Here is an 11,515-nt window from a genome sequence, read left to right on the forward strand (position 1 = left end):
GGGACTCCGCCTACTGCGCGGATGTAATCGAATACATTTGGGGTAAGCATGGCAAGCCAGTCGATCGCGACAAGCGCCAGGATCAGCAACCGATGAGGCTTGGCATGGGCCTGGTCGGCCCCGGCTTCATTGCCGCGCACCATCTCGATGCCGTGCGGCGTCTCGGCGACGTCGAGGTGATCGGCATCGCCGGCTCCAGCCTCGAATCCGCGAAAAAGCGCGCGCGCGAGTTGAATGCCGGCCAGGCTTACGCAAGCTACCGCGACCTGCTGGCCGATCCCGCCGTACACGTGGTGCACAACACCACGCCTAACCACCTGCATCGCGAGGTCTCGCTGGCGGCGCTGCGTGCGGGCAAGCACGTGATCTCCGACAAGCCGCTCGCGACCACGATGCAGGAAGCGCGAGAGCTTTACGAGGCCGCGCGCGGCGCGAACCTCGCGCACGTGGTCACGTTCAACTACCGCGGCTACCCGCTCGTACAGCAGGCCCGCGCGATGATCGCCAAGGGCAAGGTGGGCCAAACCGTGTTCGTGCACGGTTGCTACCTTCAGGACTGGTTGACCGATGAGCGCGCGTACACGTGGCGCCTCGATCCCAAGCTGGGCGGCGCCAGTTCCGCGCTCGGCGATATCGGCTCGCACTGGTGCGACCTGGCCGAGCACGTCACCGGCGCGCGCATCGTCGCCGTCCTGGCCGACCTGCACACGGTGGTACCCGAGCGCGAAGCGCCCGACGCCTCGGCGCAAGCCTTCGCGGGCGCGGCTAAGACCGTCGGCAAGCGACGCAAGATCACCAGCGAAGACCTGGCCAGCGTGCTGCTTCGCTTCGACAACGGTGCGCGCGGCTGCGTCACCGTCGGGCAGGTGCTCCCCGGCCACAAGAACGACCTTCGCCTGGAGGTCAACGGGCGCGAAGGCTCCGTGGCGTGGCGCCAGGAACAGCCCAACGAACTCTGGCTCGGGCACCACGCGAAGGTGAACACCGTCCTCACGCGCGATCCCGCGCTCATGGACCCTTCCGCCCGCGGTTATGCGCACCTGCCCGCGGGCCATCCGGAAGCCTGGGCGGATGCGTTCCGCAACGTGATCTCCGACGCCTACGCGTGGATCCGTCGCGGCGCGAAGCCGGAAGCGAAGCCCATTGCGCTGCCGACGTTCGCCGATGGCTACCGCAACAGCCTGCTGGTGGACGCCATGCTCAAGAGTCATGCCGCCGGGGGCCTGTGGCAGTCGGTCGACGACCCTCTCGAACCCACACGACCAACGAGGAAACGCGGATGAAGTGGCGCCTTAGAGTGATGATGTTGTTCGAGTTCGGGATCTGGGGCGCCTGGTACGTCACGGTCGGCACCTGGCTCGGCAAGACGCTGCATTTCAGCGGCACCGAGATCGGTGCCATCGCGGGTACCACCGCCGTCGGCGCGATCATCTCGCCGCTGTTCGTCGGACTGCTCGCCGATCGCCTCTTCGACACGCGCCGGGTGCTCACCCTGCTGCACCTCCTCGGCGCCATCCTGCTCGCGGTCGCCGCGCAGCAGACGACGTTCGCGCTGGTCTACGCTCCCCTGCTGGCATACAGCCTCTGCTACATGCCGACCCTGGCCCTCACGGCCTCGCTCGCGATGCGGCATATCAAGGATCCGCAGGAAGAATTCGGCGCGATCCGTGTGTTCGGCAGCATCGGCTGGATCGTCGTGGGCCTGGTCGTCGGCGCGTGGGGCGTGGAAGCCACGGCGTCTCCCTTGCTCCTGGCCGCGGGGCTTTCGGTCGTGATGGCCGGCTACTGCTTCACCCTGCCGCCCACGCCGCCCCTCGCGCGCCATACGCGCTTCGAACTGCGCCACGTGCTGCCGCTGGAATCGCTGCACCTGCTCCGTGAGCGCTCGATGGCGGTGTTCGCCCTCGCCTCGTTCCTGATCTGCATCCCGCTGCAGTTCTATTACGCCTTCACCAACCTGTTCCTCAACGAGGCCGGCGTGGTCAATGCCGCCGGCAAGATGACCGGCGGCCAGATGTCGGAGCTGTTCTTCATGCTCCTCATTCCGTGGTTCTTCCGGCGTCTTGGCGTGAAGTGGATGCTTGCCGTCGGCATGCTCGCCTGGGTGGTGCGTTACGGCATGTTCGCCTTTGGCGGGTCCGGCGAGCTGATGTGGATGCTATGGCTCGGCATCGTCCTGCACGGCGTCTGCTTCGACTTCTTCTTCGTGGTGGGCCAGATCTACATCGACCGTGAAGCGCCGCCGGCGCTGCGCGCGGCAACGCAGGGACTCATCACCTTCCTGACCTACGGCCTCGGCATGTTCGTCGGTTCGTGGTTGTCCGGCGTGGTGGTCCAGACCTATACGCGCAGCGACGGGACGCACGACTGGCACGGCATCTGGATCATCGCCGGCGCCTTCGCCGCCTTCGTCTTCGCCCTCTTCGTCTTGCTCTTCAAGGATCGCAAGGCCACCGCGGACGCCGCCGTCGTCGGCGCCCATTGATTCGGAGCGTTACCTCATGATGAATCGCAGGCAATTCCTCGCGCGTTCCGCGCTGTGTGGCACCGCGCTGGGGCTCGGCCTCAGCATGCCGGGAAAGCTCCTCGCCGCCGCCTCGACGGGCAAAGGGCTGGGTATCCAGCTCTACATGGTGCTCGACGCGTATCAGAAGGATCCCGTCGGCACGCTCAAGACCCTGAAGTCGATCGGCTACTTGGAAATCGAAGCCATCGTCACCAGCACGGCGGAGACGCTGCGCGACCAACTGAAGGAAGCCGGCCTGGGCTGCCCGAGCATGCACTTCGACAGCCTCGGCTTCGACGCCGGCATCAAGGCCGCGCATACGCTGGGGGCGAAGTACATCGTCAGCAGCATGCTGCCGTCGATCATGCAGAAAGAGGCGAACAAATCCGGGGAACCGGCCTATTCGCTGGACGATGCGAAGCGCACGGCCGACTATGCGAACCGCCTCGGTGAAAAGGCCCACAAGGCCGGCCTCCAGTACGCGTACCACAACCACCATGCCGAGTTCACCGACGTCGGTGGCGGGCAGACGTTCTACGACGTGCTGCTGAAGGAAACGGACAAGAAGCTCGTGCACTTCGAGCTCGACTGCGGCTGGGTCGCCGCGGGCGGCAAGAATCCGGCCGACTACTTCAAGGCCAACCCCGGCCGCATCCCGCTGATGCACGCGAAGGATTTCCTGCGCGGCGAGCACACGGATTACCCTGGCGCCGAACTCGGGCGCGGCAAGCTCGACTACAAACCGATCATGGCGGCAGCCGACACTTCCGGACTGAAGCATTGCTTCGTCGAGCAGGAAGGTCCGTATGCCCGCATGAGCCCCCTTGACGCCGCGCGCGTCGATTACGACTACCTGCGCCCGTTGCGCTGAAGGGAAAGGCATGGAAAAGAACACATTCGACGCGATCGTCGTCGGTACCGGCGTCAGTGGTGGCTGGGCCGCCAAGGAACTCACCGAGAAGGGCCTGAAGACGCTCGTGCTCGACCGTGGTCCGATGGTCAAGCATGGCGACTACCCCACGGCGATGAAGGCACCGTGGGAGCTGCCGTACGCCGACGAGCCGACGCAGGAAGACCTGGCCCGCTGGCCCAAGCACACGCGCCCGTCGTTCTACGGCATCACCCAGTCCACCAAGCACTGGTTCGCCGACGACATCGACAATCCCTACGAGGAAACCAAGCCATTCGACTGGTTCCGCGGCTACCACGTCGGTGGACGCTCGCTGATGTGGGGTCGACAGAGCTATCGCTTCAGCCCCATGGACTTCGAGGCGAACGGCAAGGAAGGCGTGGGCGTGGACTGGCCCATCCGCTATGACGACATCGCTCCCTGGTACGACTACGTCGAGCATTTCATCGGCGTCAGCGGTAACACGGACCACCTCGCGCAGCTGCCGGACGGCGACTTCCTCCCGCCCATGGACCTCAACTGCGTGGAAAAAGATTTCCAGGGCAAGCTGGACAACAAGTTCAACCGCAAGCTCATCATCGGCCGCACCGCCAACCTCTCGGCCCCGCTGAAGCACAACCAGAGCCCGCAGCGCGCCACCTGCCAGTATCGCAACCTGTGCATGCGCGGTTGCCCGTTCGGCGGCTACTTCAGCAGCAACTCGTCCACCCTGCCTTCGGCAGAGCGCACGGGCAACATGACGATGGTGACCAACGCCATCGTCTACGAGCTGATCTACGACAACGAGAAAGGCAAGGCCACCGGCGTGCGCGTGCTGGATGCGGAGACCGGTCACCAGACCGAGTACTTCGCCAAGGTGATCTTCATGTGTGCGTCGACCTTCGGCACCGCGCACATCCTGCTGAACTCGACCTCCAGCCGATTCCCCAACGGCTTCGGCAACGACAGCGGCGAACTCGGCCACAACATCATGGACCATCTGTTCGGCAGCGGCGCGCGCGCCATGGTCGACGGCCATGAAGACCGCTATTACTCGGGCCGGCGCCCGAACGGCTTCTACATTCCCCGCTATCGCAACATCGGCACCGACAAGCAGAAATACTTGCGCGGCTTCGGCTTCCAGGGTGGCGCGGGGCGCCAGGACTGGACTCGCCTCGTCGACGACCCGGTGCTGGGTGAAGAACTCAAGCGCGCCGCCCAGTCGCCCGGTCCCTGGTACGTCTCGATGATGGGCTTCGGCGAGATGCTGCCGTCGCACAAGAATTTCGTGACGCTGGACCGCAACCACAAGGACAAGTACGGCCTACCCGTCCTGAATTTCGACGCCGCGCACCAGGAAAACGAACTCATGATGGGCAAGGCGATCATCGAGGACGCGATGGAGATGCTGACGGCGGCGGGTTATCGCGACGTGGGCTCCTTCGCGATCCAGGCCAACGTGGGTGCCGGCATCCACGAGATGGGTACCGCGCGCATGGGCCGCGATCCGAAGACGTCCGTGCTCAATGGCTGGAACCAGATGCACGCCTGCAAGAACGTCTTCGTGACCGACGGTTCGGCCATGGCCTCTTCCGCCTGCCAGAACCCGTCCCTCACTTACATGGCGCTGACCGCACGCGCGGCCAATCACGCCGTGGAAGAACTCAAGCGCGGCAATATCTGAGGATCTCGCCATGAATCGTCGCGAATGGTTGAAAAGCATGTCCGCACTGGCCGTCGGCGTCATCGCCGGGCCATCGTTGCTGGCGGTGTTCGACGCCCACGCCGCATCGCAGAAGCCGGATGCGAAGCCGCAATTCTTCAATCCGGCGCAGTACAGCCTGGTCGGTGCCGTGTCTGACATCGTGATTCCCCGCACCGACACCCCCGGCGCGGTCGATGCGGGCGTGCCGTTGTTCATCGACCAGATGTTCAAGGCCGTCTACAGCAAGGACGACCAGAAGCGCTACCTCACGGCCATGGCCGCCTTCGACAAGGCCGGCGGCAAGCCTTTCCTCCAGCTCGACGAGGCCCAGCGCAAGGCACTGGTGACCCGCCTGCACAAGGAAGCGCTGGCCGTGCCGAAGGGTGGCACGTTGTCGCCGGCGGCGGACTTCGTGCTGATGAGCAAGAAGCTCACGATGCTGGGCTTCTTCCTGTCGCAGCCCGGTTGCACGCAGGTGCTCCAGTACGCGCCCGTCCCCGGCGCCTGGAAGGGTGACATCCCGTTGACGGAAGCGGGTAACGGCAAGGCCTGGGCCGTCGAAACCGTGTTGAGGATCTGACCGATGAAGACGCTCAAGGGCCCGGGCATCTTCCTCGCCCAGTACGCATCGGACGAGGCACCGTTCAACACGCTGCCGGATATCGCCCGCTGGGCTTCGTCGCTCGGATTCGTCGGCGTGCAGATCCCGTCCAACGACCATCGCCTGTTCGATCTCGAACAGGCGGCCGCGAGCAAGACGTATTGCGACGACATCGCGGGCATGCTCGCCGAGCACGGCCTCGCGGTGACCGAACTGTCCACGCACCTGCAAGGACAGCTCGTGGCGTCGCACCCTGCCTACGATCGCCTGTTTGACGGCTTCGCTCCGCCGGCACTGCGTGGGCACACGAAAGAGCGCCAGGCATGGGCGGTGCAGCAGCTCAAGCTCGCCGCCAAGGCAAGCAGCCACCTGGGCCTGACGGCGCACGCCACCTTTTCCGGCGCGCTGGCCTGGCACCTGTTCTATCCATGGCCGCAGCGCCCTGCCGGGCTCGTCGAAGAAGCCTTCGCCGAGCTGGGCAAGCGTTGGAAACCGATCCTGGATGCCTTCGACGAGGTGGGTGTCGACGTCTGCTACGAACTGCATCCCGGCGAGGACCTCCACGACGGCGCCACGTTCGAGCGGTTCCTCGACGCGGTGGATCACCATCCGCGCGCCAACATCCTGTTCGACCCGAGCCACATGGTCCTGCAGCAGATGGACTATCTCCAGTTCATCGACAACTACCACGACCGCATTCGCGCCTTCCACGTGAAGGACGCCGAGTTCCGGCCCAACGGACGCTCCGGTGTTTATGGCGGATACCAGGGCTGGATCGACCGGCCGGGGCGGTTTCGCTCACTGGGCGACGGGCAGATCGACTTCGGCGCGATTTTCAGCAAGCTCGCGCAGTACGACTACCCCGGCTGGGCAGTGCTCGAATGGGAATGCTGCATCAAGGATTCGCAGCAGGGCGCGATGGAAGGCGCACCCTTCATCCGCAAGCACATCATCAAGGTCACCGAGCGCGCGTTCGACGATTTTGCTTCGAGTGGCTCCGACCGCGCTTTCAACCGCACCATCCTGGGGCTCGAATGACCACATCGGATCGCATTCCCGACAGCCGCCGCCGTACCATGCTGGGCCACCTCGCCGCGACCGCCGCCGCGCTCGGTGCCGCACCACTGATCGCCTCGGCCGACACGGCGCCGCGCAAGAGTCCGAATAAGACGGGCCCCGGACGTCTCAAGCAGTCGCTGAGCCGCTGGACCTCCAAGGCGCCGCTGCCCGAGCTCTGCAAGCGCCTCAAGACCATCGGCTTCGTGGGCGTGGATCTGCTCTACGCGGACGAATGGTCGGTGGTGACGGACAACGGTATGGCCGTGTCGATGGGTTACCCCGCCAAGCGGGACAACTTCATCGAAATGGGCTTCAACGATCCGGCGAACCACGCCACGTTGATCAAGGAGATCGAGACGACGATCCCGCTCGCGAAGCGCGCCGGCGTGACCAACGTGATCACCATGTTCGGCAACCGCAAGGCCGGCATCGACGACCAGCGAGCCATCGACAACTGCGTCGCGGGCCTTTCGAAGATCGCACCCTACGCGGCGGAGAACGGCATCACGCTCTGCCTCGAATTGCTGAACAGCAAGGTGGACCACCACGGGTACCAGGGCGACCGCACCGCGTTCGGCGTGGCCGTGGCCAAGGGCGTCAACTCCCCGAACGTCAAGCTGCTCTACGACATCTACCACATGCAGATCATGGAAGGCGACGTGATCCGCACGATCCGCGACAACATCCAGTGGATCGGTCACTTCCATACCGGCGGCGTGCCCGGCCGCCATGACATCGACGGGTCGCAGGAACTCAATTACCGCGCCATCGCGATGGCCATCGCGGACCTGAACTATCAGGGCTTCATCGCGCATGAGTTCATGCCGTCGCGCCCCGATCCCTTCGAATCGTTCGCCGACGCGTTCCGGACGTGCACGGTATGACATCTGCCCAAGGAGTGCCGATGAAGCGTTTCACCCCGACAGCTCTAGCCGTTCTCTCTCTCACGATTCTTGGTTCGACCTGCGCCTCGGCACAGGACGATCCGAAGGCCACGGAACAATGGGAGCCGGTACCCAAGGTCGTGACGCCGGGCGCGAAGGAGAACGCGCCGCCCTCCGATGCCGTCGTGCTCTTCGACGGTCGCGACCTCGCCGGCTGGGAGGCGTCGAAGGATCACTCGCCCGCGCACTGGAAGGTGCATGACGGCGTGGTCACCGTCGACAAGACGACGGGCAACATCCAGACGAAGCAACGCTTCCGCAATTACCAGCTGCACCTGGAATGGCAGATACCGAAGGACATCACCGGCGAAGGCCAGGGACGCGGTAACAGTGGCGTCTTCCTTGCCTCCACCGGTCCCGGCGACGAGGGCTACGAAGTCCAGATCATGGATTCGTGGCAGAACAAGACCTACGTGAACGGCCAGGCCGCGAGCGTCTACAAGCAGGCGGCGCCCCTGGTCAACGCCGCGCGTCGCCCCGGCGAGTGGCAGACGTACGACATCGTGTGGACGGCGCCGGTTTTCGCCCCCGACGGCTCGGTGAAGTCGCCGGCATACGTCACGCTGTTCCATAACGGCGTACTGGTGCAGAACCACACCGAGCTCACCGGCGAAACGTTCTACATCGGCAAGCCCAAGTACAAGGCGTATACCGATGCGCCGATCAAGCTACAGGCGCACGGCGACCACTCGCAGCCCATCAGCTTCCGGAACATCTGGGTGCGGCCGCTGGACTGACCGATTCACTTCGCGAGTGCTACGGGCTTCCTATCGGCCGAGTAGGTGACCGGTAGGAAAACGTAGCCCTTGCCATCGCCGGCCAGCGCGACGTGGCCGAGACCGGGGAATGGCAGGTGCGCGCCGGCCACGATGTATCCCTTCGCTGCCGCGTCGGCGAAGGCTTTCTCTCGCGCGGCTTCCGCGGCGCCGTCGTCGCTGTCCCAGGCAATGCGCACCGATGGATGCGCGAACTGCAGCGCTGCCGCGTGGACGACGTCGCCCCAGGCAAGGAGCTTTTCTCCGTTGCTCTCCACGGCGAAGTAGGTGTGCCCTGGGGTGTGGCCCGGGGCCGGTATGGCCCGGACGCCCGGCACGATCTGCGTCGCGCCGTCGAACGGTTCCAGCTTGCCCGAGGCGATGTACGGTGCCAGGGCCTCGCGTGCCACCGCGAAACTCGGGCGTACGCCCTCCGGAGACTTGGCCTCATTGGCCGGGTTCATCCAGAAGTCCAGGTCCGCGCGCGCAATGCGCAGTACCGCGTTCGGGAAAGTGCGCTGCCCATCGTGCGCGAGACCCCCCGTATGATCCGCGTGCATGTGCGTGATCACGACCTCGTCCACCTGCTCCGGGGTGTAGCCCGCGGCGCGCAGGCTCGCGACGGTGTTGCCCAATGTCGGGCCGAAGACCGTGCCGGCACCGGCATCGACCAATACCAGGCGGCTTCCCGTATTCACCAGGAACTGGTTCATGGACGACTCGGCCGGCAACCGCTGGAAAGCCTTCTTATAGGCGGCGCGGATCGCGTCGGGTGTCTCACCCACGAGCAGTGTGTCCATGGGAAAGTCGATGGTGCCGTCGCTGAGGGCCGTGACTTCGATCGTTCCCACCATGATTCGATAGTAGCCAGGAGCCTGTCCGCCCTGGATGGGTGCGGCGGCATGGGCCGGAGCGGCCGTGGCCGCGATGGTTGCGCCAAGAACGAGCGACAAAACGAGCCGCGCGCAGGTACGACGTTGATGCATGTTCATGGGGACCTCGAGGGTGCGGTGATCTGGAAAGGAATGGAGAGATCGGCCGGCGGTGCCGCCACCGCGGACGAAGTGGGCGATTCAAAGGGGCTGGCGGGACGGTTGCCGGATGGGTCCTCGAGCGTGCCGCGGACCATGAGGCGGTAGCTCCCGACGCGCCACGGCGCGGCCGGTACGAATACCCAGGTCGTCTCGCCCGGGCCGAGGTGCCCGGTTCCCGCCAGTCGCCGACCCTGCGCATCGGCCACGGCGATGTATTCCGCGGCGCGCGCGTCGATCGCGGCATCGAGTGTCACGACCAGGGCACGTCGGGATGCCGAAGCAACCGGTGCGATGCGCCATGCCGCTACCTGCGGACCCTGAAGATCCGCACGGTCGACGCGCCAGTGTTTGAGCGGCTGGCCATCGAGCGACAGCACGACGTCGTCCCCCTCTTCGAGGATCGGCCCGAGCGTCCTCCGCGCCTCCAGGTCCGTCTTCACCCGCCCGGGGTGGAGGAGCAGCGTGAGTGTCTTGCCATCGGGCGACCAGAGTTCCTGCGGCAGGAAGGGTCGGTCGACCGGACGGCCACTCGCATGCGAGAGAGCGATCCTCGGCAAGACCTCGTCTGCCGGCGCGTTCGGGAAGACGAGCGATACCCGAAGCAGGTTCGCCGGCACGCTGCTTCCCGACGGATGCACCGACGGGACGTTCGACGCATGGGCGAGACACGCCCCTGAGCTGGTCGCGACCACCCAGGCCGCCAGCAGGAGCCGGGAAGCCTGCATGGCCTCAGTCCGTTGCCTTGATCAGATCCGGGAAGCCCTCGGCCTTGAGCAGGATGTCCTGGCGCGGCTTGATCTTCTGGATCTGGAAGTCATTGCCTTTGAAGCTGAAATCGGGGAATGCGTATTCGGACACGTGGTCGGTCAGCCGGAAGCTGAGGTCCTTCCCCATGGAAACCATCTGCAGGCGATCCTTTTGCAGGTCACGGCGGATCATGACGAAGGAATCGTCGTCGAGGTTATCGATGCGAAGCACCCCCGCCAGCGGTGCCTGCATGACATTCACGCCTGCGAGCTGCCCGAACGCCACCTGCGTTTCGATGCCGGGGCGATTCTTCGCCGCCTGGAGTTCGCTGACCGGAATGATGTTCGATACGCGGTTGTAGTTCACCAGCATCAACAGGTCGCTCTTCTTTCCCTCGCTGGTCACCGAGTAAGAAATCATGTCGGCCGGGGTGTTGCCATAGCCCAGCTCCGCGACGGTCTTTCCGCGTATGTGTGCGCCGTCCTTGAGGTCGGTCAAGGGAATGAGCACGAGCGGTGTACAGGTATAGGCGGCGACAAGGTAGGGAATGCCGTCGAGTTCCGCGAAGCTCATGGCCCTGACGGGTGCGCGCGTCTCGACGAGATTGTGCCCGCCGTGGAAGATCTCGACGGAGGTCACCGCTTGCGCATCGCCGAACGGGTAATGGATGCGCCGCAGCGTCGAGGCGAAGTCCTGATTGGAAAGCCCCGATGCGAACAACTCGCCGTCACGCCACTTCATGTCCGTGACCGTGAAGCTTCGTTCCGGCGTCTCTTTCCAGAACGACGCGTTCGTCGTGGGCGCGTCGCGCAACCCAACTGACGTCTCCTTTGCCGCCTTCAGGTCGACACGCCGCGCCTTGCCGTCGCTCGTGACCGCGAAGAGCGCCGGCGCCTTGGTCTCGCCGTAGCTGATCGCGACATACACCTCGCCCGTACCGGGGCGTACCGCCATGTCCTCGACCGTGATCCGGGCGCCACCGACCTGGCGGGCCAGGAGCGATTCCAGGTCGAGAATATTGAACGCGCCTCCCGCAGGCGTGTGGGTGGCGGGAGGAAGTGTGACCGCGTGGATCCGGGCCTCCTTCCAGTCCGCGACGAACAACACGTTGCCCGGGCCGGCCTCCAGTCGCGAGATGGATGCGATGTTCGCGGCAAAGGCGGGCAATGACGCGGCCAGGAGGCACGCGGCGGTGACGATTCGGAAACACATCGGACGATCCTCTTGCTGACGCGGTGATCGCGGTCTCGGTAGCAAGAAGGCTAGGCAGTGCAC

At 65.0% G+C, this 11,515-nt stretch carries 11 protein-coding genes; 8 read left to right on the forward strand and 3 right to left on the reverse strand.

Annotation, left to right across the window (positions count from 1 at the left end; all coding sequences use genetic code 11):
* Nucleotides 1-92 precede the first annotated feature (92 nt).
* From ACQKIE_RS07710 to ACQKIE_RS07745, 8 genes are read left to right on the forward strand one after another with little or no spacing between them, the layout of a single operon-like run.
* Nucleotides 93-1,283 (forward strand): Gfo/Idh/MocA family protein, encoded by a 1,191-nt coding sequence (locus ACQKIE_RS07710; protein ID WP_427457495.1) that lies wholly within the window; start codon nt 93-95, stop codon nt 1,281-1,283.
* Complete coding sequence (locus ACQKIE_RS07715; RefSeq protein WP_427457498.1) at nt 1,280-2,485, forward strand: nucleoside permease; 1,206 nt, start codon at nt 1,280-1,282, stop codon at nt 2,483-2,485. The genes ACQKIE_RS07710 and ACQKIE_RS07715 overlap by 4 nt, the downstream gene beginning before the upstream one ends.
* A gap of 16 nt (nt 2,486-2,501) precedes the next feature.
* The gene (locus ACQKIE_RS07720) at nt 2,502-3,377 is read left to right on the forward strand and encodes a sugar phosphate isomerase/epimerase family protein (protein WP_427457500.1); all 876 of its coding nucleotides are present in this window, start codon (nt 2,502-2,504) and stop codon (nt 3,375-3,377) included.
* Between the two features lie 10 nt (nt 3,378-3,387).
* The gene (locus tag ACQKIE_RS07725; protein ID WP_427457502.1) at nt 3,388-5,079 is read left to right on the forward strand and encodes a GMC oxidoreductase; all 1,692 of its coding nucleotides are present in this window, start codon (nt 3,388-3,390) and stop codon (nt 5,077-5,079) included.
* A gap of 10 nt (nt 5,080-5,089) precedes the next feature.
* A complete protein-coding gene (locus ACQKIE_RS07730; RefSeq protein ID WP_427457504.1) occupies nt 5,090-5,680 on the forward strand; it encodes a gluconate 2-dehydrogenase subunit 3 family protein in 591 nt (196 codons plus the stop codon).
* Nucleotides 5,681-5,683: 3 nt separating this feature from the next.
* Complete coding sequence (locus ACQKIE_RS07735) at nt 5,684-6,739, forward strand: sugar phosphate isomerase/epimerase family protein (RefSeq protein ID WP_427457506.1); 1,056 nt, start codon at nt 5,684-5,686, stop codon at nt 6,737-6,739.
* Entirely contained in the window at nt 6,736-7,644 is a 909-nt protein-coding gene (locus ACQKIE_RS07740; protein ID WP_427457508.1) for a hydroxypyruvate isomerase family protein, read from the forward strand. Before ACQKIE_RS07735 ends, ACQKIE_RS07740 begins: the two co-directional genes overlap by 4 nt.
* A 20-nt stretch (nt 7,645-7,664) precedes the next feature.
* Nucleotides 7,665-8,441: a 3-keto-disaccharide hydrolase gene (locus ACQKIE_RS07745; protein ID WP_427457510.1), complete on the forward strand. Its 777-nt coding sequence runs from the start codon at nt 7,665-7,667 to the stop codon at nt 8,439-8,441.
* Between the two features lie 5 nt (nt 8,442-8,446).
* On the opposite strand, the gene ACQKIE_RS07750 is transcribed toward ACQKIE_RS07745, so the two are convergent.
* Genes ACQKIE_RS07750 through ACQKIE_RS07760 form a run of 3 tightly spaced genes read right to left on the reverse strand, consistent with a single transcriptional unit; the run spans nt 8,447 to nt 11,452 of the window.
* Nucleotides 8,447-9,451 carry an MBL fold metallo-hydrolase gene (locus ACQKIE_RS07750; protein WP_427457512.1) on the reverse strand — a complete coding sequence of 335 codons (1,005 nt, stop codon included), beginning with the start codon at nt 9,449-9,451 and terminating at the stop codon, nt 8,447-8,449.
* Nucleotides 9,448-10,218 (reverse strand): hypothetical protein, encoded by a 771-nt coding sequence (locus ACQKIE_RS07755; RefSeq protein ID WP_427457514.1) that lies wholly within the window; start codon nt 10,216-10,218, stop codon nt 9,448-9,450. Before ACQKIE_RS07755 ends, ACQKIE_RS07750 begins: the two co-directional genes overlap by 4 nt.
* 4 nt (nt 10,219-10,222) lie before the next feature.
* Entirely contained in the window at nt 10,223-11,452 is a 1,230-nt protein-coding gene (locus tag ACQKIE_RS07760; protein WP_427457516.1) for a hypothetical protein, read from the reverse strand.
* Nucleotides 11,453-11,515: the final 63 nt, after the last annotated feature.

The organism is Luteibacter sp. NPDC031894 (assembly GCF_050273135.1).
Lineage (GTDB): Bacteria > Pseudomonadota > Gammaproteobacteria > Xanthomonadales > Rhodanobacteraceae > Luteibacter.